Here is a 23,136-nt window from a genome sequence, read left to right as displayed (position 1 = left end):
CTAAAAAATGCTAGATAACGGGATGTAGGCAGGTATTACGCCAAGCATAGATTAGAAAGGAACCGCCATGAATAGCTCCCTGAAGCAACTGATGAAATCATTATTAGTACCAGCGATTCCCGGTGGAATCATTACCATTGTTTTATTTTATTTTGATTTCTTCCAATTCGAACTTGTTGAAAAATTTCTACTGTTTGCGGCTTTCGTCATTGTACCTCTTGTGATTTTACTTTTGAACCATGACGAAAAGAATAAACATCAACGAATGATTTATGCTGCTATTAAATGGCTTCATTTTCCCGCAGCGTTTCTTACCCTGACCTCTGTAATGAGCAGTAAGATGTGGGGGTTAGGAAACACGGCAATACCAGGGATTCTCTCCCTTGGGTGGCTACTGTTCACACTGCTGCTGGGCATCTATGGCTTGACCACTATTGTGATTCATAGGGGGAAAACAGCGGAAATAGCGATTGGCGCGGGGCTCGTTTATTTTTTTATCGGGGGTATTTGGTTTACCTTATATCAATATCAATTTAACCTCTTCCAAGCTAATCCTGCAACGCACGCGTTAAGCTCGGTCCACTTTCATTTTTCATCTGCTATCGTTCCGATTTTTATTGGTGCTCTGGGACGGATCATGACGAAGAAAAGCTGGTATCCCTGGGTCGTGGCCATTGATATCATCGGCCCCATATTGATCGCTATTGGTATGATTTTCTCCAAGCCAATGGAGTACATTGGTGTCACTTTGTTCGCCTGTAATATTGTGGTTTACACCACTTATCTCCTTGCTTACTTGAGGAGAAACTCATTACACAATAAGGCAGCCTTCTTTTTAGGCCTTTCTTGCCTAGCCTTTTACACGGTTGTCATCCTTTCCATTTTCTATCCGTTACTTAAAAACATGTTTTCCTTAACCATACTCGATTTCATTCCCATTTACGGAGCTCTGCATGCGTTTGGTTTTGTTTTATGTGGACTGATTGGCTGGGTGTACATGGTAGACTCTATTAAGAAAAAACGTTTGCCTACGAGAATAGATGAGTGATCCCCTTTTGTGAATGATTACATACAAAGCCAAACGGTCTCAGTCCCATTGAATTCAGGACGAGGGCCGTTTAACAATCTTTATTTTTTTACACGGTTTACTCTGTTTTCTCCGTTACCATCAATTATGATACGGTTCACCATATCACTCTAACGGCGAATTTTAACCTGTCTACTATCATGGGATTATTTGATAGGAAAGACATCCCTATAAGGGATGCCTCTCGGACGTTATTAAACCAGAGATTTATTTAACCCTTTTGAACTTCCAAAGCTCTGATAAATTTATTACTATTTTTACTCTGGTCGTAAATTAATAACGGCAAATCTGCCTTTGGCATTAAGATCCGCCCTAACTCAATGGCTGTTGAAACTGCCATTGCAGGAAATACATGTATCTGATTATTCTGCCCATGGACCAATTTTATTCTATCCATTAACTTCCGCAGTGTTTGACGAAATATCATAAGTTGGCTCTTGCTTTTCATAAAATCATTATTTGGTTGTGGTATTGTGACTGTCCAAATTGAAACTTCATCACCAAGTACTTCGGTTATTCTACTTGAATCTATTGAAGCGCTCAGAGATAAATTCAATGCTACAATATTAAAGAGCTTTTCAGGAGGTTCGATAATGAACTCTATATCAATATTTGAATCAACCCAACCCCACTTTTGTTCAGGTTCTCTCTGCAACTGATAAACATCTGCTGCATATAGGTCTGGTAACATTGCCCCTAAAGAAATTAGTAGTGGTTGCGGGGCAAGTGCAAATACTGAAATATGTCTTCTAGCCCCTGATGCTAACAACGGCAATAAATTTGTTTGAATCTGTCTTTTCAGATTCTCGTGTTCAAGTTTCCAATAGGAATCTTCATGATCATAAAAAGAACTGTTTCTCCATCCTAGTTCAACTGCTCTAGAATCAGCCGAATATCTTTCAGGAAGTAATACATTGACTACACGCTCGTATGAAATCGGAGAGCTATGATCGCCAATATTTGAACCGTACAATACAATTTGACTTTGTCTATCTTCTTGAATCTGGCTAACAAGTTCGATCCTTAATTCATGTTCTTTTTTCATATCACGTAACAAGTTGACAGAATGTCCTACTACATCTCTAACGTCTATCAATCGATGATGTGTATCACAAAGCAACATTAAATTTGTAATATCTTTTGCTAACTGTGGAGAAAGCACCTCATCTCCTCTAGGGCCTTGTGGACTATCAGCAATAATATGAGCGATATACGATCGGTTCATCAACTTCTTTGTATGAGGATCAATGTGTAACAATTCATTACACCCTCTATATTGACAGCGCCCTGCAGCTTTTCCCCAAAGCATATGACGTATCGGTTGAGGCACATCAGATTCAGACATATTTACCTCCTAGTTCTTCTAACATATTCTATACAATCAATAAGTTCCATTCTAAACTCACTAGAAGTTTGAAACTTTTGTATCTCTATAAGCTTCGGGCCGTGGCAATATCTTATCTTGGAACCACTTTCACAAGGACAAGGTAAATGCCCCCTAATCTTATTAAAAGCCATAGCCCGTAAAAAATTTAAAACCGCATCAATCGATGTTACTTGGAATAGTTCCAAATAGTAGCTTATTATACCCTCCGCACCATGCTCTAGTTCTCCATAGGGCATACATTCATTATTTTTTTCTCTATAGGAAAATGAATACAGATACGGAACTATTAGTGTTTTGAAAAAACCTAGTAAAGTTGGATCTTTTGAAAAGGTCATTTTTATTGCTATAGGTGCGCCCAGACACAACGTTCCGTTAGTAAATGTATGGAATGATTTCGGGATTCTCCCTCCCAGTTCTTTTGCAACTGGAAGGGAGAACGGATATTGGTCCGAAACCTCTATTTCTATTGAATACGACTCAGCTATTAACTCTTTGTTAGAAAATTGCGCACGAAACTCTACGGCACCCCGAATATAGTATCTGCTGTTTTCGAAGGTAAGTACAAGATTCGGGAACTCATTTTGTAACTCCTTGAAATGATCCCACACTATCTGCCCATGCATCATTATTTCCCCCAGGGCTTATTGGGAGATGCAATATGAATAATTGGAGCTGAAGCCACAACTGCGCTTGTAGGGAATCCAAGTGACCTAGCAGCTGCAGACGAGACTTGTCCAAATGTTGATTCGAACGATTTCACTATCTTACCCACATCACTCATACCTAATATGTCAACAATGTCGTTTTTTACCCATCTAGTCCATTGGAAAAAGGCCTTGGCTTTTTGATGGTTATTTTCGTGCCACCGATCAGCAAAATTCTCATCTGGGTTCACAGGATTCTTTATCACCCATGTGCCCCCAACGGTTCTTTTAATTAATTCCTGATCCTGGAGGCTCTTATTGAGAGTGTATCCTGGTTTTAGTAATTCCGAGAGAAAGTCCAACTGATTCACAATGTTCTGAAGAGTCAAATGGACATTCGGTTCGCCATTATACAGTTGTGCAGCTAAAGTTGTTATGATCATAGAAATCGGTTTATCTGCTGACATTTCATTGTGAGCAAATCGAACATCTCGGTGACGTTTTAATATTTGAATGGCACGCTGTAAAGGTGTTTTTATGAGCGCATCTGGAACATCCTCTATACGTGCATAGATGTCCTTATTGTTTTCAAAGAGTGTTCGTTGTTGAAATGACTTTACCAAATCTAGTGCGGGTTTATTGATTACATTAAACCATTCTGCATATCCGCTTGGATTGCTGGAATACCATTCATAGGATTGATCTTTATTTTTGTGAGTTATAGCAATGGCTTTCTCCACAATTCTAGGATATACAAGCGATTTTCTCATGGATGTGACCTCTGGAATAGCTGGCAATACATCCAAGTGGAATCCGACATCATCCTGCTCTGCATACAGTAACGTCCAACAACGCCGTCCTTCTTCATCCAACATTTTCTGATACTTTTCATTTTCCGCAATTCGCAAGCCCACCGCGAGTTTAATCTCTTTAGGCGTTGTAACGTTTTTATCAATTTGCAACTCACATACGACATCAATATCATAATCAGCTTCTTGTCCACCTCGAATAGGCCGTACAACTGTTCCGAGTCGAAAAGAACCTTGAGGGTAAAAATGAATATCATTAACACCCTCGAAATTTCCATCTGCTATCCAACTACTTACCGCGGAATATCTATCAACTGCCTGTTTATATTTTGTAGGGGATATGTCAAGACGCGAAGCAATTGCTTCTAATAACGAAGAAACCTTGGACTGCAACTCAATTGTCATTAATAATTCATCCTTCTTTCATTTATTTTGAAAAATAGAAGGATATCCGTCATTAATGACGTATACATATAATATAGCTACCAACTATACATATGATGAGTGCTGTTTCCACAAACACTCAATACCTTCTTGATGCATCTGTTCGAGAATACCACTTCTCATTAATGGATGTACTTTAAGATCTGAAGGCAAGCGAAGTGTACTACCACTTACGCTTGTTTTTCATTTTCTGCTATCTCTTATATTCATCACCGCTTTCTACATCCATTAGCACTCATGAAGAATAAGTGCTAACAACATTGGGCTTTCTCAACAGGTGACAAGATCATATGTTCCCTGTTTTATACGTTTTTACAATCTCACTCAAACTAATAACAACTTTATAAAAGAGGTGGTTGAGAAGTGTTTGCTGCACCACCTCCTTTACTTAACCAATGCTATTCAAAGTGAAAACTCTGTGTCCAACAACACATTAAGTGTGTAGAGTCTCGAACAATCTTAAATATTTATTGGTTTCTCACACATTTGAACATTAATCCTTTCGTTTTGGTAATTGTAATTTCCATCGAATCATATCTCCAATGATTGGGAATATATCATTGTGCTTACTCCCAAACCTCATCCAGCCAGTTGTTTCTTCATAATATCCAATATCTCGATTACCACTGGATTCATCCGGCAAGTAGTCCTTCAATCCATCCAAGCCAAATTTGGTGACCTCTTCTTCACTAAGCTGATAATAACGCCACATTGGATTTTCATGTCCGAAATCAAGATTAGTAAATTCATCTAAAAGTCTATCTAGCAGCCCTTCCTTGGCTTGTCTGCCAAATGCTAAATCGTATGTCAATTTTGCTAATGCCTTTAATACAACGGGTTGTGCAGCAACTGTTTTTTGTTTCGCATTTTCCTCACCAAAGTCCGCTATTTGAGTCACTGCCTCCCAAAAACGCTTTGCCACCATTAACCGAGGTTGTGCAAGCGCAGGAGTTGCACCATTAATATTAGATTTATTTAAAATTAGGTGCGCGTTAATAGCTACGATATCCTTTCTAGTAAAGCTTCCATCATCATTATCCCAATCAACTTTATCACCTGCGGTAATATTAACGATAGCAGGTTCAAGAAGCGATTCCTTAATAAACGCATTTACTGGATTGGAACTATCAAATTCAAGTGCCAGGCTCTTTTCTATTTTTTTCGATAAATTATTTAAGTCATGAAATAGTTGCCTCTCTTCGAGCACATCAAGACCAAGGTGAATTTCTACATTAACTGTACATTCACTTCTTGTTACTTGATAACACTCAAGCCACACATTCATTTCATCTGACGGTACACTTCTTTCTTCCTTACCATGTGGATATAAAGAACTTTTTGCAGGTGGATACTTCTGCGTCATTCTAATATCTTCTAAAAACTCTATCACTAGCTGCATTGCTGTCCTTCTATGTTGACCATCAACTACCCAAAGCACATCTTTTTGACCTAACCAGACTCTTGCACCTATTCCTTCGTCATTTGATGCCGTAAGCGGCTTTCCTCGTAGTTCAGTTCCGTTACGCCCGGCGGTTCTTAAATTAGCTACAATTGGCTGTAAGGATAAATATGGTTGTTTGCCTATCATTTCTTGCATACGTATCCTTGTTCGCATCATCGCACTCTTATCTTGTTGATTCATGTATATTGTCGTCGAAAGCAAACCTTTAAGAATATAACGAGCTAACTCTGAAGCATGTTTAGGGTCAAGCTTCCTTTGTGTTACAGGTCTCCCGTCTTCTGATCTTTCGTTGGCAACTGCCGACATCCTGTAGAACTCGTACATTGGGAGCTTTGCTAGTAGTGTTCTATTACCTAAATTGTTAGAAAGAAATGCCTTAATCTGAGTCTCCGAGGTATCACCTCTATCGAATAGTTGATCTAGAGATCTAATATCGTTTTCCGTCTCTGTTTGAAACATACTTCATCCTCCTATTATTTGGTTACTCGCCTATGACTCTATTATACATAAATCTTCCAACATGTAAATGCCTAGGATTCATATTTTTTTATCCAGGGATTTTTATTTATAAACCAGGTCTATTTAATATGGTAAAACAAACACCCCTGGTTCTTTTATTCGAAAAAAATCCCGCAGTTATTTGCGGGACTCGTAATCCTATTTCATCATAATTCGCCCTACTTATGGTAAGGCTCACCGGAGATAATCTTCAACTAAATAGCCGTTTTGTTTTAATAGAATTTAGAGCCGTTCATTATAAAAACACCCCTTAAAGCATCGTCGGTAACCCATCTGGGTTTCCCAATGTCTACTCCAAGAGGTGCATTTCACTCAAGCAGCTGCCTTCCTTCCATTTCCCCGCTCCGCCTATCGCTCCTCATACCAGCTTCTTACGCACATAGCCAGAAATAAGATCAATAACGATACTCATCACAACGATGCCGAGCAAAATAATACCGACTTGCGGCCAGCTTCGTGTACTCGGCGTGAAGATCAGCGGCGTGCCGATACGGCCAGCGCCAATGACACCCAGTATCATAGCTGAGCGGACCGTTGATCTCGAATCGGTATAGTTTATAGTTCAGAAAGCCTGCCCGCATTGAGCAGGACTTGCGAGAATGAAGCTTCAAGATTAAAAGAATAGATAACAGATAGGAACAGACAGGTACGGTTCCCCTAATAGCTACAGCACCTCTTCGATACCTGCACGCATGCTCTCCATGGAAGACACGGGCTCGAAGCGCTTGACGACACGACCTTCAGCATCAATCAGGAATTTAGTGAAATTCCATTTGATTGCATTGCCATGCAGCCACTCTGGAGCCTTGTCGGCCACCATCAGCTTCAGCAGCTTTGCATTGATGTCATCTTCATCGAAGCCCTCAAAGGCAATGGCTTTGCGCAAATAATCGTACAACGGATGGGCGTCCTCCCCATTCACATCAATCTTGGAGAACATCGGGAATTTAACGCCATAGTTAATCTGGCAAAAAGCTTCTGCATCTTGGCTGCTGCCAGGCTCCTGCTCGGCAAACTGATTGCATGGAAAGCCAATGACCTGTAAGCCACGATCCCGGTATTCATCGAAAAGCTTCTGCATATCGTCAAATTGTGGCGTATATTTACACTTACTCGCCGTATTCACAATAAGCACAGGTCTGCCCTCATATTGGTACAGCGGAAAGTGCTCACCATTCGTTTTTGTTACATTAAAATCATAAATAGTCGCCATCGTAGTCCACTACTCCTCGCTCAGGGCGTTTTTCGACAAAGTATCCGCACTTGAATCCTGCAGGATTTATCCTATTATACCTGATTTCATTGAGTAGTGGACACCAGTTCGCGCAGCGAATCTATAGCGGCTGCAATAGGAATGATGGCACAGATATGAGCCGCCCCAAGAGGTGCATTTCAATTAGGCAGCTCGCTGCCTTCCATTTCCCCGCTCCGCCAATCTCTCTTCACACCAGCTTCTTGCGCACATAGCCGGAGATGAGGTCAATAACGGTAATCATCACAACGATGCCGAGCAAAATAATGCCGACCCGCGACCAGCTGCGGGTGCTCAATGCAAAAATCAGCGGCGTACCAATTCCGCCAGCGCCAATGACGCCGAGTATCGTAGCCGAGCGGACATTGATCTCAAAGCGATAAAGCGTATAGTTCAGAAAGCCCGGCAGCACCTGAGGCAGCACAGCGAACCAAAGCTGCTGCATACGCGTTGCTCCAGAGGCAAGCAGCGCCTCGGAAGGGCCGAAATCAATATTTTCGATATCGTCTGCGAACAGCTTGCCGAGCATGCCAATCGAATGCAGCCCTAGAGCGAGCACGCCGGCATACGAGCCGGGGCCAACGGCTTTAATAAACAGAATCGCCATAATAATTTCGGGAAAAGTCCGAATGAAGCTGAGCATGATTTTGCCCGATCCGGAAATTGGCCGAAATTTGCTCATATTGCGTGCGGACCAGAAGGCGAACGGAATGCACAGCACAGCCGAGATGACCGTACCGAGAATCGAAATAGCCAGCGTATCCAGCAGCCCCCGCAGCAAATCCTCGCCTTCCGGCAAGTATACATAACCCCAATCGGGAGAAAAAATGCCCGCCATAATCGACTTCATGATCTGACCCGCCGTCTCTTTAAAGCCAGTAAACGGAACGCCAGAGAACGCCCAAATGTAAACGAGCGCGAGCGCAATAATAATCGGCCACCGAAGCGGATTTTTCCGCGGTTTTTGGATGAGATAATCCCCATTTTTCGTCGTCATAATAGTTTCTCCCGCAGCTTCGTGCTTGCAAAATCAATAAACAGAACAATGACCAGTGTGAATAAAATAATAACGGCGGTTTTGTCATATTCGAGAAAGCCAAGCGTCGCTTCGTAGAACAAGCCGATGCCGCCAGCCCCGACAAGGCCGAGAATGGCTGCTGCCCGTACATTAATTTCAAAGGTATACAGTACATACGACATAAAAGCGGCCGATATTTGCGGAACTACACCAAATACGATGCGCTGAATAGCGTTTGCCCCAACCGCCGTCATCGCTTCAAGCGGCCCTTGGTCTATCGTTTCCAGCGTTTCATAAGTCAGCTTGGCGATTAAACCGACAGAAAACACGGCAAGCGCGAGAATGCCCGGCACAGGCCCAAGTCCGAAGACTGCGACGAATAGTGCGGCGAGCAGCAAATCGGGCAGCGTCCGCACCAAGTTAAGCATAAAGCGTGCCGGGTAATACACCCAGCGATGCGGCATTAAATTGCCTGCGCACAGCAGCGCCACGGGTATGGCAATAATTGCGCCAATCGTTGTGCCGACTAGTGCCATGCGAATCGTTTCCAGCATGCCGCCCAAAATATTATCAAAGTAGGTCCAGCGGGGAGGAAACATTTCGCGCAGCAGATCGAGCATATTCGGAAAGCCTTCAATCAGCTCCTTAAAGCTCACTTCTGTCTGAAAGGCACTGCCCCAAAGCAGCAGTAAAATAAGCAGCGTAGTCAGCACATGCTTCGTACGCGTTGGCGGCAGGGGACGGGCGGTCTGCCTCGCACCAGACTCAAGCGGGTTTTTCATGCCGATACCTCTCCCAGCAGCTCGCCTTCAAGAAGAGGCCTGCCATAAATTTCGGCAAACCGCTCGTCCGTGGCTTCAGCTACGGGGCCGTCAAATACGACCTCGCCTGCACGCAGCCCGACAATTCGCGTCGCATATTGCCTCGCCAAATCAACAAAATGAAGATTTACGATCGTCGTAATGCCCAGCTCCTGATTAATTCGTTTCAAATCATCCATGACCTGCTTTGTAGTAAGCGGATCTAGTGAGGCGACAGGCTCGTCCGCCAAAATAATTTTGGCCTCCTGTGCCAGCACGCGCGCAATCGCGACACGCTGCTGCTGTCCGCCGGAAAGCTGGTCGGCGCGGGAGTAAGCTTTTTCCAAAATATTAACCCGCTCCAGCGCTTCAAATGCCAAATCCACATCCTCCTTGGGGAAACGGCCGAATATGGTGCGGAGAGTAGAGTGATAGCCGACTCGTCCAGCCAGCACATTGCGCAGCACGGTGGAACGTTTGACGAGATTGAAGCTTTGAAAAATCATGCCAATGTCGCGGCGAATCATTCGCAGATTCTGGCCCTGAGCACTCGTAATCGAGTTGCCGTTAATGAGGATATCGCCCTCGCTAATGTCGTGCAGCCGATTAATCGAGCGCAGCAGCGTAGACTTGCCTGCACCCGATAATCCGACAACAGCGACAAACTCGCCTTGTTCGAAGGTGAGATTAATATTATTCAGGCCCTTGGTCTGATTGGGATACACTTTGGATACTTGACGAAGCTCAATCATGACGTCAATCCTTTCGGTTCGAGTTCGGTTCGAGTTCAGTTGGAGAATAGAGGGAAGCAATGCAACAAGCCAGCACAGCGCACGCTTGCGCTGAACTGGCTCGCCTTGTGCCGCACGGTGCAGGACGAAAAATCGTACTACTCGGTTTTTACTTTCTCATTGTATTGGCGAACGATATCGAACTTGCTGTCATCGGATTGCACATAGCCTTCGTGGGAATAAATTTCTTTAATGATGGCATGTCCTTCTGTATCTTTGCCGATATCAATGAATGCTTGCGAAATTTTAGCGGACCATTCTGCGCTCATGTCGGAACGAACCGAAATCGTATCGTTCGGAATCGCTTCTGTAAACGAAAGCACACGCGTGTCTTCGAACACAGTAGGATAATCCTTCATAACGGTATTGCGGGCATCCTGGAAAATCGCCGCAGCATCTACATCGCCATTGAGTACTGCGATAACGCCTTGGTCATGGCCTTTAACGGTTACAGGCTGTACATCGCTAAGCGGGTTCAGTCCCTTGTCCATCAGCAGGGCAGCCGGCCATACAAAACCAGCGGAAGACGTCACGTTCTGATAGGCGATTTTTTTACCTTTAAGCTCTTCAACCGATTGAATTGGCGAGTCTTTTTTTACAACAATCAAGGATTTGTAGAAGTCGACGAGCTGATCGGTAGGAGCACCAGTCTCATCATTTACGCCAAAGCGCTGCGCCTGCAAAATAACTTCAGCTGCGCCTTTTTCTTTAGCCAGTACATAAGCAGTTGGAGGCAGGAAGCCAACATCTACCTTTTTGGATGCCATCGCTTCAATAATCGTGTTGTAGTCAGTCGATACGCTGACCTTTACCGGAATGCCAAGCTTGTCTCCAAGAAGCTTTTCAAGCGGCTTTGCTTTTGCTTCAAGCGTATCTGCATTTTGGGAAGGGACGAATTGGACAGTCAGCGTTGTTGGCACATAGCCTGTGTCTGCACTAGCTGTTGGTGATGGCTCAGTTGAGGCAGCTGCAGATGGGCTTGAACTAGGACTCGCAGATTCGGCACCAGCCGAACCAGTCGTATTGTTCGTTCCGCAAGCTCCAAGCAAGAGCGTAGTCAGTAACAGAGGCAACATAAAGGCATACATCTTTTTCAATCAAAAACCCTCCAAGAGATTGTATTTTTTGACACTTGCTTACTATATTCAATTTATATTTGCGGAGTATCAACGATAAATGAATTAATTGTAAAACAAGCTTATGCACTGCTAAGTTGAAAATGATTTTGCTAGAATAGTTACATTGGAAAAAATGATGCTGCAACGAGGGAGAGGTTTATGATGATGCAAACGAACAAGCATACCTGCGAAATTATACTGACGAGTGATCTGCACGGCGCAATCCGTCCGATCCATTACCCGACCAATGCCTACAGCCATAACGGACTGGCTTTATTGGCAGCGCGAATGAAGCGGGAACGCGAACGGGCGCCTGAGCTGCTGCTGGTGGACAATGGGGATTTGCTGCAGGGCTCGCCGCTGGCTTCCTACGCTGCTGCCTTTCAAGACAGCTATGACACGCATCCTTTTATAGAGGTGTTGAATGAGCTCGGCTATGATGCTGCTGTTATGGGCAATCATGAATTTAATTACGGTTTGGATATGCTGAACCGTGCTGTTCAGGCTTCAAAATTTCCATGGCTGTCGGCTAATATCGTCGATGAACAAAGTGGCGAGCCCGCTTTTGGGCCTCCATACATCATGAAGCAAATGGCTTCTGGCGTAAAAGTCGCCCTGCTTGGGGCTACAACCCACTACATTCCCAACTGGGAGCAGCCGCAAAATATGAAAGGGCTGCGTTTTCTTGATGCGCTAGAGACGATTCGGACATGGGTTCAGCACATACGCGACAAGGAGCAGCCGGATCTCGTTATAGTCTGCTATCACGGGGGCTTCGAAAATGATCTAGCAACAGGTCAACCAGCCGAACCGCTGACGGGTGAAAATCAAGCCTATGCCATTTGCCGTGAGGTGGAAGGCATAGATGTATTGCTGACCGGGCATCAGCATCGGTCATTTGCGGAGGAGCTGCATGGCGTCACGATTGTGCAGACGGGCTATAACGGGTCATCTGCTGCTCATGTTGCGGTGCAGTTGGAGAGGCAGCCTGAAGGGCACTGGGGAATTACGAGCAAGCGAGCCGAGCTGCTTTATCCAGAGGAGTCTGCCTTGCCAGACGCCGCCGTTGTTGCGCTTACCGATGAGCTGGAGCGAAGCACGCAAGCTTGGCTGGATCAGCCGATTGGCGAAATCATTGGCGATCTGTCAATTCAGAAGGCGGCCGAGCTGAGGCTGGCTGCCCATCCGTTCCTTGCTTTTGTCCATCAGGTCCAGATGGAAGCTACGGGAGCGCAGCTTTCCAACGCAGCTTTGCTAAGCGAGGAGGCGCGCGGTTTTGGAAACAAGGTGAACATGCGGGATGTATTAGCGAATTTCATCTATCCGAACACGCTGACGGTGCTGGAGCTAAGCGGGCAGGACATTCGGGCTGCGTTGGAGCAGGCCGCGTGTTATTTTTCACTGGATGATCAGGGGGAGCTTATTGTAAATCCCTTGTACATGGAGCCGAAGGCGCAGCATTATAACTATGACATGTGGGCAGGCATCGACTATGAGCTGGATATTTCGCGGCCGGAGGGAAGCCGGGTGGTCAAGCTTGATCGCGATGGAGAGCCCTTGCAGATGGATGCTCAGTATTCGGTTGTAATGAACAGCTATCGTGCGGCTGGTGGCGGCAATTATGCGATGTATGCAGGAAAGCCTGTTCTTTTTGCCGGTGATACGGATATGGCGATGCTCGCCGAGAATTACATTCGCAAGCATCAGCCGCTCACTGCCCCTCGCGCGGGGAATTGGAAGGTTACGGCAGGGTAAAGGTTTGTGCGCGTCAAAAACCGTTGCTAAATAAAAAAAGCTCTCATGTTTCCATAAAGGAATCGCGAGAGCTAAATTTGAGCAAGAATGGATGAGCAAGCGCTGCTGTCCGGTACTGGGAGCTTGTCGCCAGCATAGGCAGAACTATTTTTTGAAAATATAGGAAAGGATGTCCTTTCGTTATCCTATCTCTATATTTCTCGGAACGAGACGCGCCGCGTCGCTGAGGCTGGCGACAGCCGGTTCACCTTAAAATATAGGTAATTATATGATTATTTTATCCTCTTTCTCTATATTTCTCTGCGAAACGATAGCTTTGCCGCCAAAGGACGGCTTCAGCCGTTTACGCTTACTTGAACGGTTATCGTTTCGCTCGTTGTTACTCCTGCTGCATTCACAAGCTCGGCCCGATATTCGTATGAACCAGGCTGGCGGCCAGACAGTGCTGTTGCGGCATGTTGAGCGGCAGGAGCAGCTGTTTTCAGCGACTGGGTGTCGATGAGCTCGTTATTTTCGTACAAACGGTATTCCGTCGCGTTCGTTCCCCACCACATGTTCATGGTAATGCTGTATTGGCCGTCACCGTCCCAGTTGTCCTCCGACAGCACAGGCTTGCCCGGAGACGCATCAGTGACACGTACCGTTAAGACCTCGCTGCGAGTTGTCCCCTTGGCATTGGTAAGCTCTGCGGTATACGTGTACGTTCCATTGGGCTTTCCGCTTACATGGGTTTGGGCAAATTGGGCAGAAGGGGAGACATCAGGCAGCGTCTGGCTGTCAATCAGCTCGCCATTTTCATAAAGCTTGTAGCTCGTCCCATTGTTGCCCCACCACATATTCAAGGAAATCGTATAGTCACCGTCTTGTAAGCCTGTATCATAGCCGTTGTTGCTCGAAAGCACAGGCTTTCCAGGAGCACCAACCGCAAGCGGCAGCCCGGTAATTTGGAAAGAAGCTTGCAGGGAAGCTTGATTGCCGGCAAAATCCGTTACTAAGTAAGCAACGGTATGAGCGCCAAGGCTAAGGTCAGAGCCTTTAATGGAATAAGGGCTGTTAACAGGCTGTCCGTCCAGCAGCAGCTGTTCGCTGGCAATACCAGACAAGGCATCCGAGCTGCTCAGCGCAAAAATAAGCGTATCTGTCTCGGACGCATCAGCTATCGCGCCTCCAGACTGCGTTAAAATCACGTTGGGTGCTGATTTATCCAGCTTGACCGTTACAGATTTCACCGCTTCTTTATTGCCAGCTGCATCTGTAGAGAAGAAAGAAATAACAGAGCTTCCTTCCTCATTAATTAGAAATGGTGCTTCATAGGCTTGGTAGACACTCCCGTTCACGGCGTATTCTGTGCGAAGAGGGGAGGTGCTGCTTGCGTCATCAGTTGCTGTCAAGGTTACGGAAACATCTTGCTTCAGCCATCCCGACTCATTAGGCGAAGCGGAAAGGGAAGCCGTTGTCTTCGGAGCGGCTGTATCGCCTTGCAGGGTGAAATCGCTAAGCCCGCGTGGCTTCAATTGAAAGACATCTCTGAAAATAGCGGCAACGCCCGTAATGCTAACCTGCTGGCCTTCGACATAAGGGAATGAAGCTAGCGATAAGCCTGTGCGTGTGTCTACGCGGATATGATTGCTGATTCCGGCAGCATCGACGGCGTCAAACTCGAAAGAACCGACTGGCGTTGCACTCGTCAAATTTTGAACCGTTACTTCTGAAAGCTGAACAAGCTGCCCTTGGTTTTTGGCCGTGACGCGGTCTGCTGCAAGGGGGGCTGGCAGCGGCGCTGTACCGGTTTTTTCGATAGCGATAATATCGGTCAACTCAAGCTCCGAATTGTATAGAGCTGTAGCGGCTGTCACTTTAATGCGGTCGCCTTGATGGAAGCCGCTTGCGCTTTGGAACACATAAAGGCCGCCTGAGTCATCCTGCAAATAAAAAGCTTGTCCGCCAAATGCGCCCGGCTCCGTCGTCACGATTCCTTCAACCGTTACAGTCGAGCCGACCGGCTTATTACGAGCTTCCGCAATGGGGACCAGAGCGGGGATTGGACCTTCCTCTTCAGGAAGCGGCTCTGCCGGTACATTGCCTACGGTTACTGCGTTCGTAATCAGATTGCTTCCGTTCAAGCGCAGGCGCAAACTGGCTGCACCGGACGTTCCGGGTTTAATACGGACGGTCAAATCTTTAAAGGCATGTCCTTTGCTGTCCGATATGACACTAAAAGCGGAGCTGTAGCCGTAGGCAGTCGGCCAGGTGCCATTTTCATTTTGAACCATGGCGACCTGCGTGCCTCCAGTCAAATAAATGCCAGCGCTAAAGCCTGATACGGTCGTATTGGCAGGCAAATTGTCGGCGACAACGCGAATTTGAAAGTCCTGCGCATTCGGAAGCGTCGCCTGCTTGACGAAGCTGTAAGCGGCATTGGCGCTCGCTGTGGGGCCGCCGTATGAGCCAGGCTTAAATGTAGAACGGTCGTACCATTTGTAGCCTGCGCTTGGCGCGGACCATGGCTCTGGCTGCGGCTCCGTCGAGGCAGCAGGGTCTTCAAAAGGCAGCAATGCCGTAGCGCTGTCCAATTGCAGACCGTCAACCTCGGTAAGACTCGTGTAGCTTTCCTGCTCAGCGAGCCAATTCACCAAATTCACGAGCAATACGCCGTCATCTTCCTCTTTAAAGCCGTCGTAGGTTGTCTTTCGCGCTCCGGTTTCTTCGCGCAAATATTTTGGCGAAGCATCTTCAACCGGAGAAGAGTCTCCGATAAAAGCGGCCTTTCCTGCTCCCAGCTTGGAAACGGCGACATAAGGCCCTTCGGCGCTGCCGCCTCCGTTGTATACGCCCTGATCTACAGCGCTGCCCCAAGCCTGATTCGTTTGCGGCAAGTATACGATACCTTTTGCCTTGGTCGGGTCGGTAATCGCAAGCGTGGAGCCCGCATGCATCGCCACAGCGGATACGCCAGCAGTGATGCCAAAGGCCTGCTCTTGCGGTACAATTTGATTAGCGGTTATATCGCCAAGCGCATTGTAGCGGAAGCGAACGCCGAAATGATCAGACAGCCAGTCAGAGCTGGTTACGCCCTGCATAGCCTCCGAATTGCGCTCATCAGCGCTCATGCCTTGAGTGGGGTCTGTCCAGGCGCCCCGGCGATAGCCGTTTATCGCTTCGGAGCCGTCCCAACGGTTTTTGTTGCGATCAGCATTGTAGTGGTCGCCAACGAAGAAAATGCTGCCGCCGCCTTCTACATACTGCGTCATAGCAGCTTGTTCTGTTGCTTTGAAAGGGATGTTTGGTTCTGCGATGACGAATACGCTGTAATCTTTCAAATCATTGTAGGTAAATGGGGTTGTTTTGCGAAGCTCTTGAACATAATAGCCATCATTAGCAAGTGCGTCGCCGAAATCAGAGAAGCCGCCGTCAATGACCCAATCTGCTGCTCCAGCGGTCTGGGCGTGGGTATTGTCGAACAAAATCTTTTTGCCGGCATTTTCGTTCACGACTTTAGGCTGGATAAAAGGTGCCGGATCGGCGGGGCCTTCAGCGTGAACCGCTGTCGCGGCGCCCCATAAACCAGCTTGCAGCGGAATAGCGACAGATAGAGCGATCAGCGACTTGATCCATTTGTGTGACAAGGATGACTTCCGTTGTGTAAGCTTCCTCAATTCCATTCCTCCCATGAATCATTAATCTTAGCGTTCGTCCATATTCTAGCATGTGAACATCTGCTATAGTGATAGGAATTTGTAAAAAATAGTGAAATATTCCTATATAGGACTTAATTTGGGGAGGATGCACTAGGCGTTTAAGAAGAGCGTATATATCTTGCATTCGTGCCCTACTTTATAGGGGTATAATTTGAGATAATCGTAATGAGGCGGCTGTGTAGATGAATCGAGCGATGCATGGTGAGGTATACCGTTCAAGCTTAGCACGCAATCAAGTTTATTAAATCTATGAATGATGACCTATAGGAGGAATTAAGATGAGTAATCAAATGCTAAACAGGCTGCAAACAGCCGAGGGACAGAAACTGCTTGTCCAAATGTATGGCAAGCAGCAGCTCGCAGAGCAAACTAGCCGATATCAGTCGCTTGTTGAGCAATTTCAGATGCATTTTGGTGAGCAGGAGCTTGGTCTGTTTAGCTCCCCAGGCAGATGCGAGGTTGGAGGCAACCATACCGATCACAATCACGGTAAGGTTCTAGCGGGAAGCATTACGCTGGATACGATTGCGGCGGCGGTGAAGGTAGACGAGCCTGTTATTACCTTTTTCTCGGAAGGCTATGCAACGAAATATGTGATTGATCTTCAGGATATACAGCCTCGACCTGGAGATGATGGCACGACATCGTTGGTTCGCGGCATTGCAGCTGGATTTATTGAGGCAGGCTTTCAGGTAGGCGGCTTCCATGCTTATATTTCCAGCAATGTGTTTTCTGCTTCTGGATTAAGCTCTTCCGCGTCTTTCGAAATGCTGATCGGTACGATTTTAAACCATTTTTATAATGAGGGGGCGCTCGATGCTGTCTCCCTGTCTAAAATCGGTCAATCTGCTGAAAATAAATATTGGAATAAGCCGTCCGGTCTATTGGATCAAATGGCCTGCGCCTATGGCGGCTTAATCGCGATTGATTTTGAAACGCCTAAGGAGCCTGTTATCAAACCGGTTCAATGGGATTTTCAGAAAAATGGCTACTCGCTGGTCATTGTAAATACAGGCGGGAATCATGCGGATTTAACGGAGGATTACGCGGCGGTACCTAATGAGATGTATGCCGTAGCCAAATCGCTGGGAGCTTCGGTCTGCCGCGATTTGTCGCCAGAGGATATTTACGCTAATTTGAAGGCGGTTAGAGCAGCAGCTGGAGACCGGGCTGTGCTGCGCGCCCTGCATTTCTTTGAGGAAAACCGTCGTGTGGATGAGCAGGTATCGGCACTTGAGGAAAGCAGGTTCAATGATTTCTTGACGCTCATTACGGCTTCGGGGAATTCATCTTGGAAATGGCTTCAGAACGTGTATCAAAGCGGAGCTATTCAAAATCAGGAGATTGCAATCGCGCTGTCCCTTACCGAAAACTATTTGAGAAAAATCGGCGATGGCGCATGCCGCATTCATGGCGGAGGATTCGCTGGAGTAATCTTGACCATTATTCCTAACGAGCACGCGGAGGCCTATATGTCATGGATTGGTGGAATGCTGGATACGCCGGTGCTGGTAGTGAATGTTCGTGAGCACGGGGCTGTCTGCCTGAATGAACTGTTGGATAGGAAGTAAGGTGAGATGCGGAGCTAGTCCGTATTTTTTTCGATATGGTTGAAGTTTTGGAAGCCCCTCAACGACTAGGCGAAGGGGCTTCTTTTTTATCTGATCAATGGAATATTGAATGACTTCATATAGCTCTCTAACTCGTGTTTTACCAAGCCGTCTTCCTTCTGCTGACCTGGACAACCGGGGACAACCTCACCACAAGCGACTTCCGCGAACAATGCCTACAAAACAAAAAGAACCGCACAACAGTGCGGCTCTGAAGCATTTAAGTATGGCGCGCCCGATACGATTCGAACGTACGACCTGCAGTTTAGGAAACTGTCGCTCTATCCTGCTGAGCTACGGGCGCGCAGCATTGATTATTTTACCATGGAAGGCGGGATCAAGCAACAATGCTTGCCTACCTAACTGCTGGGTCAGCCTATTGAGCTGAGTATTTATCAGTCTGCTCCACCATTTTGCTGCACTACTGCTCTATTTCCACCACGCTTATTAAATCCGCATCTTATTGCGCACAGTCAGCGCTGCTCCAGTTACGACGGCATCCTCTTTGAGCTGGCCTTTGGAAAACCTCGGCTCATAGGCAGGGGAATAGTAGGTGTTTTTCTTCGCAGTATCTGTAGCGGTCTGAAAATACATCGGCTTAGAATTGATTAAAGCGCCGCCCAGGATAACAAGCTCCGGGTGAAAAATATTAATCAAATTCGCCAGGCCGACGCCGAAATAGACGGCGGACTGCTGAAACAGCTCCTGCACATACGCATCTTCCGCCGACAGGGCTTGCAGCAGCACTTCATAATTCAGCTGCTCGGGTGTGACGGAATAGGCTTTGAGAAGCGAGTCCTGCCCCATCTTCGCATGGGAGCGTGCCTGATGCTCCAGCGCCTGAATTGAAGCGTACGCCTCCAGCGCGCCGTAATTCCCTGCCGAAGACAGTCGTGGCCCATCCGTATGAATGATCATTTGTCCGATCGAGCCTTCCATATCCATCGTGCCATGGACGATACGGCCGTAGGACATCATCGCGGAGCGCAGGCTGACGCCGGCATGCACATACAGCGCATGCTCGATGTCTTCATGGCGCAGCGCCCAGCGCTCGCCGAGCAGCGCGGTGTTGGCGCCATTTTCGAGAAACGCCGTAAATCCGGTCGCTTCCTCAAACATCTGGCAAATCGGCACCTGTGTCCAGCCGCGGGCGGCAAAATACAGCGGGTCCAAAATCATCCCGCTGCTCCGGTCAAGCGGCCCAACCGCCCCGATGCCAATGCCGAGAATTTGCTCCCGCTCAATCCGATGATCCCGAAGCAGCGTGCGCATCAGCTGCGATGCGTAGTCGACCAGCGCCTGCGGTGTCATCGCCTCATCCATCCGCCAGCGGATGAGTGACTTCTGATTCAGCTGCATATCGAATAAGCCTAGCGTCGAGGAGAAACGCGAAATTTCCAGTCCGAAAATGTACCGGTAATCCGCATGAATCTGGTATAAAATCGGCCGTCTGCCGCCGCTGGAGGGACCAAGACCCGTCTCCTGAATCAGCCCCTCCGTCACCAGCTCCTCCAGTACACGCGTAAGCGTACTGCTCGTCAGCTTGTGCCTGTCGAGCAGCTCCGCTTTCGATACGGTGCCCTGCTCGGCGATTTGTGTATAAATAAGCTCTTTATGAGAGGGAACGCTCCGTTCCGCTTTGTACATAACTAATCCCTGCTTACTATAGGTAGGATGAAAAAATGAGAGTTCCACTCCTCATTATATCGTAATTCACGGACAGTCGCTATGTTCAAGTCCGTTCCAAACATTTGTTCAAAAAGAAATAAACTTGATAAAAAACACTCATAATCCAACCGAATTGTTTCAATAAAATGAAATGATAAGCCTTTTTTCACTAAGTTAATACCAAAATGGAATAAAGATGATATAATAGAGAGAAAGCATCACCCCATCAATGGAGGGAACCTCATGGCGAATGGACAAAATAAAAAGCTGGGCATGCTGCTGCAGCTGTTTTGGATATTTTTTCGAATTGGACCTACAACGTTTGGCGGCGGCTACGCGATGATGCCGATGATCGAGCGGGAGGCCGTGCAGAAGCGGCAGTGGCTGGATGAGAAAGAATGGACACAGCTCATTTCGCTTGCAGGATCTGCGCCAGGCGGTGTAGGCGTCAATGCTGCTGCGATGGTTGGCTATCGGCAAGCAGGTGCAGCAGGGGCGGTTATCGCTATTGTCGGCATCACGCTCCCCACGCTGCTGCTCGTTTTATTGCTGGGCTTGTTTATGCGTGCTTTTGGCGATCATCCGAAGCTGGTGGCTGCGCTTAAAGGGATACATGGGGCGGTCATCGCCTTAATGGTAATGGCCGCATACCGCATGGCGCGGGCGGCGCTGTTTGATGTTGCGACGACGTTCGTAGCGGTAGTGACGCTTGCTGTGCTGCTGTTCACAGCGATTAATCCGATTTACGTCGTCATGGCAGGGCTGCTGGGAGGCATTGCATTTACGAAAGGCAAGCAGCTGCTGGGTATGAAGGTTTTAACTGAGAAAGCTTCCGTTAGCAGAAACAGCAGCGAAATCGAATATTACATTTAGACGGGGAATGGAGAGGGGGACGGAGCATGCTTGCAGAGCTGTTTATTGTTTTTTTGAAAATAGGCTGTGTGTCGTTTGGAGGGGGCTACGCGGTTATTCCGATTATTCAATACGAGGCTTTATCCCGAGGTTGGATGACGCAAGGTGATTTTCAGCAGGCGATCTCCCTTGCCGGGATGGCACCGGGCTCCATTGCCACAAATTCTGCAACGTTAATCGGTTATCAGACCGCCGGCATCACGGGCGCGATCATATCGACTGCTGGCATGGTGCTGCCGTCGCTGCTGCTCATGATTGTACTGTCAGCGTTCATCCTCCGCCTCCAAAATAATAAATGGCTGTCGGCCTCCTTTTACGGCTTGAAGCCGATGATTACCGGCCTAATGGTCTATGCGGCCATTCATTTCGGATATCCGAATGATGGCGCGATTCTGAGTTGGTCGTTCGCTGGCATGCTGCTCATCGCTGGATGCAGCTTATATTTGCTAATGCGCTACAAGTTGCATCCGTTTGTTATCATTGCTGGAGCAGGGGCAGCGGGTATCATTTTATTTTAGCGGCCATTGTCGAAGAGTGCGCAAAGAAAAAGCCAATCATTCGTTTGCTAATAAAACGATATATTCCAGCGTGAAGCTGTATGAAGTCGCATAAAGCCGCATGTTTTGAGAGTTTGCTCCTTGCAACAAGCTCCCGAAACAAGCGGCTGTTGGTCTTCCTTTTAAACATGAATTCAACAGCATTCGCGAGGGACAATGTTCCATGTGGAACAAATTGTCGAACGACTCGAATGAATTTTACTAAAATTGATTAAAAAATAATTCGTATGTCCTGCAAAATCAGTTGTTTTTACCGCAAAATAATTAAACAACTTGAATTAGACAGTGAGGGATACCAATATGAATTCAGTCCAAGCTATGCTCCACGCCATGCGAGTGCAAGCCTGTCTCTATATGACCGCACTCATATGCTTTATTATTTACCTATGCCGGGAGTCGATAAGGGCTCGAGCGCGATCGAGCAAAGTAAGAAAAGCTTTGCCCCATGACGATAACCGTCAGGAGGCAGGGCTTTTTTTCAAAATAGCAGCTATATAAAGCTTTCTCCCAGGGATGTCCTTCTATGCTATGCGAAACGCATAAAGATGCCATGCAGAAAGCCGCGGGTTTCCTGTTAATGTCAGCTTTCATTTACAAAAAAAGATGTATTACGACAAAATAGCGGTTGATAAATCGACATCGCATGTCGGGAAAATAAAAAGGACTTTCCCAAATGAAGAAATGAACAGCAGCAACCATTCATGAATGTCAGGTTTGCCAATATGTTGCTGAACTGGTTAATCATTAAAACTTTTAAAATAGGTATTATGGACTACTATTTTGGAATCTAATCCTGATTTTGTCGAAAGTTGCCTGAAAATTATAGGTGATTGTCGACACGTTTTTACAAACAGCCCACCGGATTAAGCGTATAATAAAATAAAATTGCCACACGAGCGCTATATTTAAGGAGTGGGCCACGAAGCGAGCTATGGACAAAATAATTCTACTCGATCAATTGCAATCGCTAAGGCTAAAGCTCCATGAGATAGCCGAAGCACGAGGTAGTCTGACAGACCCTGACGTTCTTGCGGTTAGCGAGGAGGCAGATCAATTAATCGTTGCCCTTCAACAGATGCAGCGTGATGAGATGATTGGTTCTTCCATGCGTCGTAAAAACGACTAGTCAACTATATATTTTTCCGTCGCAGCTTCCTGAAGAACTGGGTAAGCATTGTGGCGCATTCTTGTTGCAATACGCCGCTAGTCAGTTCCGTTTCGTGGTTGAATCGCGGCTCCTGCAGCAGATTCATTAGTGTGCCTGCGCATCCTGCTTTGGGATCGCCGGTTCCATATACGACACGCTTTACTCTGGATTGGACGATAGCTCCAGCACACATTGGGCATGGCTCCAATGTTACATACAAGGTACAGTCGAGCAGCCGCCAAGCGTCCAACTCCTTGCATGCATCGCGAATGGCGACCATTTCGGCGTGAGCGGTAGGATCATGCTGTGTTTCTCGAAGATTGTAACCCCTCCCAATGATTTGCTGATTTTTAACAACAATAGCTCCTATGGGAACCTCACCAATTTGCTCAGCTTTTTTGGCTTCCTCAATAGCCTGTTGCATCCAAAATTCGTCTTCCTGCTCTTGAAGCATGATG

The 23,136-nt window shown here is 46.8% G+C and carries 18 protein-coding genes, 1 tRNA gene and 1 pseudogene; 6 read left to right on the top strand and 14 right to left on the bottom strand.

Annotated features, from left to right (window positions below):
* The first annotated feature begins 67 nt into the window (after positions 1-67).
* On the top strand, positions 68-1,048 hold the full coding sequence (locus ABEW34_RS18640; RefSeq protein ID WP_430160652.1) for a YndJ family transporter: 981 nt from the start codon (positions 68-70) through the stop codon (positions 1,046-1,048).
* A gap of 250 nt (positions 1,049-1,298) precedes the next feature.
* On the opposite strand, the gene ABEW34_RS18635 is transcribed toward ABEW34_RS18640, so the two are convergent.
* The 10 genes and pseudogenes from ABEW34_RS18635 to ABEW34_RS18590 form a co-directional block, all read right to left on the bottom strand.
* A complete protein-coding gene (locus ABEW34_RS18635; protein ID WP_430160650.1) occupies positions 1,299-2,432 on the bottom strand; it encodes an SAVED domain-containing protein in 1,134 nt (377 codons plus the stop codon).
* 2 nt (positions 2,433-2,434) lie between these two features.
* Positions 2,435-3,100: a hypothetical protein gene (locus ABEW34_RS18630; RefSeq protein ID WP_430160647.1), complete on the bottom strand. Its 666-nt coding sequence runs from the start codon at positions 3,098-3,100 to the stop codon at positions 2,435-2,437.
* Positions 3,100-4,332: a nucleotidyltransferase domain-containing protein gene (locus tag ABEW34_RS18625; protein ID WP_430160645.1), complete on the bottom strand. Its 1,233-nt coding sequence runs from the start codon at positions 4,330-4,332 to the stop codon at positions 3,100-3,102. Before ABEW34_RS18625 ends, ABEW34_RS18630 begins: the two co-directional genes overlap by 1 nt.
* A gap of 532 nt (positions 4,333-4,864) precedes the next feature.
* Complete coding sequence (locus ABEW34_RS18620) at positions 4,865-6,292, bottom strand: DNA sulfur modification protein DndB (protein ID WP_430160643.1); 1,428 nt, start codon at positions 6,290-6,292, stop codon at positions 4,865-4,867.
* Positions 6,293-6,710: 418 nt separating this feature from the next.
* Positions 6,711-6,921, bottom strand: a pseudogene (locus ABEW34_RS18615) (PhnE/PtxC family ABC transporter permease); the annotation flags it as partial.
* A gap of 95 nt (positions 6,922-7,016) precedes the next feature.
* Positions 7,017-7,565, bottom strand: a complete 549-nt coding sequence (locus ABEW34_RS18610) for a glutathione peroxidase (RefSeq protein WP_430160641.1) — start codon at positions 7,563-7,565, stop codon at positions 7,017-7,019.
* A gap of 229 nt (positions 7,566-7,794) precedes the next feature.
* Positions 7,795-8,601 carry a phosphonate ABC transporter, permease protein PhnE gene (gene phnE, locus ABEW34_RS18605; RefSeq protein WP_430160638.1) on the bottom strand — a complete coding sequence of 269 codons (807 nt, stop codon included), beginning with the start codon at positions 8,599-8,601 and terminating at the stop codon, positions 7,795-7,797.
* Positions 8,598-9,404, bottom strand: a complete 807-nt coding sequence (gene phnE, locus ABEW34_RS18600) for a phosphonate ABC transporter, permease protein PhnE (RefSeq protein ID WP_430160636.1) — start codon at positions 9,402-9,404, stop codon at positions 8,598-8,600. Before phnE (ABEW34_RS18600) ends, phnE (ABEW34_RS18605) begins: the two co-directional genes overlap by 4 nt.
* Positions 9,401-10,174 (bottom strand): phosphonate ABC transporter ATP-binding protein, encoded by a 774-nt coding sequence (phnC, locus tag ABEW34_RS18595; RefSeq protein ID WP_430160634.1) that lies wholly within the window; start codon positions 10,172-10,174, stop codon positions 9,401-9,403. The genes phnE (ABEW34_RS18600) and phnC overlap by 4 nt, the downstream gene beginning before the upstream one ends.
* A 137-nt stretch (positions 10,175-10,311) precedes the next feature.
* Positions 10,312-11,310 (bottom strand): phosphate/phosphite/phosphonate ABC transporter substrate-binding protein, encoded by a 999-nt coding sequence (locus ABEW34_RS18590; RefSeq protein WP_430160632.1) that lies wholly within the window; start codon positions 11,308-11,310, stop codon positions 10,312-10,314.
* A 183-nt stretch (positions 11,311-11,493) separates the two neighbouring features.
* Between ABEW34_RS18590 and ABEW34_RS18585 the strand changes: the two genes are divergently transcribed.
* Positions 11,494-13,086: a bifunctional metallophosphatase/5'-nucleotidase gene (locus ABEW34_RS18585; RefSeq protein ID WP_430160631.1), complete on the top strand. Its 1,593-nt coding sequence runs from the start codon at positions 11,494-11,496 to the stop codon at positions 13,084-13,086.
* Positions 13,087-13,421: 335 nt separating this feature from the next.
* Here ABEW34_RS18585 and ABEW34_RS18580 read toward each other — a convergent pair whose 3' ends face one another.
* The gene (locus ABEW34_RS18580) at positions 13,422-16,742 is read right to left on the bottom strand and encodes an OmpL47-type beta-barrel domain-containing protein (protein ID WP_430160629.1); all 3,321 of its coding nucleotides are present in this window, start codon (positions 16,740-16,742) and stop codon (positions 13,422-13,424) included.
* Between the two features lie 320 nt (positions 16,743-17,062).
* Between ABEW34_RS18580 and ABEW34_RS18575 the strand changes: the two genes are divergently transcribed.
* The gene (locus ABEW34_RS18575; protein WP_430160627.1) at positions 17,063-18,355 is read left to right on the top strand and encodes a galactokinase; all 1,293 of its coding nucleotides are present in this window, start codon (positions 17,063-17,065) and stop codon (positions 18,353-18,355) included.
* Positions 18,356-18,621: 266 nt separating this feature from the next.
* Here ABEW34_RS18575 and ABEW34_RS18570 read toward each other — a convergent pair.
* A tRNA-Arg gene (locus ABEW34_RS18570) sits at positions 18,622-18,698 on the bottom strand.
* Between the two features lie 143 nt (positions 18,699-18,841).
* Entirely contained in the window at positions 18,842-20,041 is a 1,200-nt protein-coding gene (locus tag ABEW34_RS18565) for an ROK family transcriptional regulator (protein ID WP_430160625.1), read from the bottom strand.
* 264 nt (positions 20,042-20,305) lie between these two features.
* Here ABEW34_RS18565 and ABEW34_RS18560 point away from each other — a divergent pair, with 264 nt between their 5' ends.
* The 3 genes from ABEW34_RS18560 (at position 20,306) to ABEW34_RS18550 (ending at position 22,657) form a co-directional block, all read left to right on the top strand.
* Positions 20,306-20,935: a chromate transporter gene (locus tag ABEW34_RS18560; RefSeq protein ID WP_430160623.1), complete on the top strand. Its 630-nt coding sequence runs from the start codon at positions 20,306-20,308 to the stop codon at positions 20,933-20,935.
* 26 nt (positions 20,936-20,961) lie between these two features.
* Entirely contained in the window at positions 20,962-21,492 is a 531-nt protein-coding gene (locus ABEW34_RS18555; RefSeq protein WP_430160622.1) for a chromate transporter, read from the top strand.
* Positions 21,493-22,462: 970 nt separating this feature from the next.
* On the top strand, positions 22,463-22,657 hold the full coding sequence (locus tag ABEW34_RS18550) for a Spo0E family sporulation regulatory protein-aspartic acid phosphatase (RefSeq protein WP_430160620.1): 195 nt from the start codon (positions 22,463-22,465) through the stop codon (positions 22,655-22,657).
* Between the two features lie 4 nt (positions 22,658-22,661).
* Here the strand turns inward: ABEW34_RS18550 and tadA are convergent, their stop codons facing one another.
* Positions 22,662-23,132 carry a tRNA adenosine(34) deaminase TadA gene (gene tadA, locus ABEW34_RS18545; protein WP_430160618.1) on the bottom strand — a complete coding sequence of 157 codons (471 nt, stop codon included), beginning with the start codon at positions 23,130-23,132 and terminating at the stop codon, positions 22,662-22,664.
* Positions 23,133-23,136: the final 4 nt, after the last annotated feature.

It is taken from the genome of Paenibacillus algorifonticola (assembly GCF_050481745.1).
In the GTDB taxonomy this organism is placed as follows: domain Bacteria; phylum Bacillota; class Bacilli; order Paenibacillales; family Paenibacillaceae; genus Pristimantibacillus; species Pristimantibacillus algorifonticola_A.
This window is presented reverse-complemented; position numbering and strand designations above follow the sequence as displayed.

Excerpts from the sequence above, each read along its gene's own strand:
- ABEW34_RS18640 (WP_430160652.1), top strand. The coding sequence starts at position 68 with ATGAATAGCTCCCTGAAGCAACTGATGAAATCATTATTAGTACCAGCG.
- ABEW34_RS18635 (WP_430160650.1), bottom strand. The coding sequence starts at position 2,432 with ATGTCTGAATCTGATGTGCCTCAACCGATACGTCATATGCTTTGGGGA.
- ABEW34_RS18630 (WP_430160647.1), bottom strand. The coding sequence starts at position 3,100 with ATGATGCATGGGCAGATAGTGTGGGATCATTTCAAGGAGTTACAAAAT.
- ABEW34_RS18625 (WP_430160645.1), bottom strand. The coding sequence starts at position 4,332 with ATGACAATTGAGTTGCAGTCCAAGGTTTCTTCGTTATTAGAAGCAATT.
- ABEW34_RS18620 (WP_430160643.1), bottom strand. The coding sequence starts at position 6,292 with ATGTTTCAAACAGAGACGGAAAACGATATTAGATCTCTAGATCAACTA.
- ABEW34_RS18610 (WP_430160641.1), bottom strand. The coding sequence starts at position 7,565 with ATGGCGACTATTTATGATTTTAATGTAACAAAAACGAATGGTGAGCAC.
- phnE (WP_430160638.1), bottom strand. The coding sequence starts at position 8,601 with ATGACGACGAAAAATGGGGATTATCTCATCCAAAAACCGCGGAAAAAT.
- phnE (WP_430160636.1), bottom strand. The coding sequence starts at position 9,404 with ATGAAAAACCCGCTTGAGTCTGGTGCGAGGCAGACCGCCCGTCCCCTG.
- phnC (WP_430160634.1), bottom strand. The coding sequence starts at position 10,174 with ATGATTGAGCTTCGTCAAGTATCCAAAGTGTATCCCAATCAGACCAAG.
- ABEW34_RS18585 (WP_430160631.1), top strand. The coding sequence starts at position 11,494 with ATGATGCAAACGAACAAGCATACCTGCGAAATTATACTGACGAGTGAT.
- ABEW34_RS18575 (WP_430160627.1), top strand. The coding sequence starts at position 17,063 with ATGAGTAATCAAATGCTAAACAGGCTGCAAACAGCCGAGGGACAGAAA.
- ABEW34_RS18565 (WP_430160625.1), bottom strand. The coding sequence starts at position 20,041 with ATGTACAAAGCGGAACGGAGCGTTCCCTCTCATAAAGAGCTTATTTAT.
- ABEW34_RS18560 (WP_430160623.1), top strand. The coding sequence starts at position 20,306 with ATGGCGAATGGACAAAATAAAAAGCTGGGCATGCTGCTGCAGCTGTTT.
- ABEW34_RS18555 (WP_430160622.1), top strand. The coding sequence starts at position 20,962 with ATGCTTGCAGAGCTGTTTATTGTTTTTTTGAAAATAGGCTGTGTGTCG.
- ABEW34_RS18550 (WP_430160620.1), top strand. The coding sequence starts at position 22,463 with ATGGACAAAATAATTCTACTCGATCAATTGCAATCGCTAAGGCTAAAG.
- tadA (WP_430160618.1), bottom strand. The coding sequence starts at position 23,132 with ATGCTTCAAGAGCAGGAAGACGAATTTTGGATGCAACAGGCTATTGAG.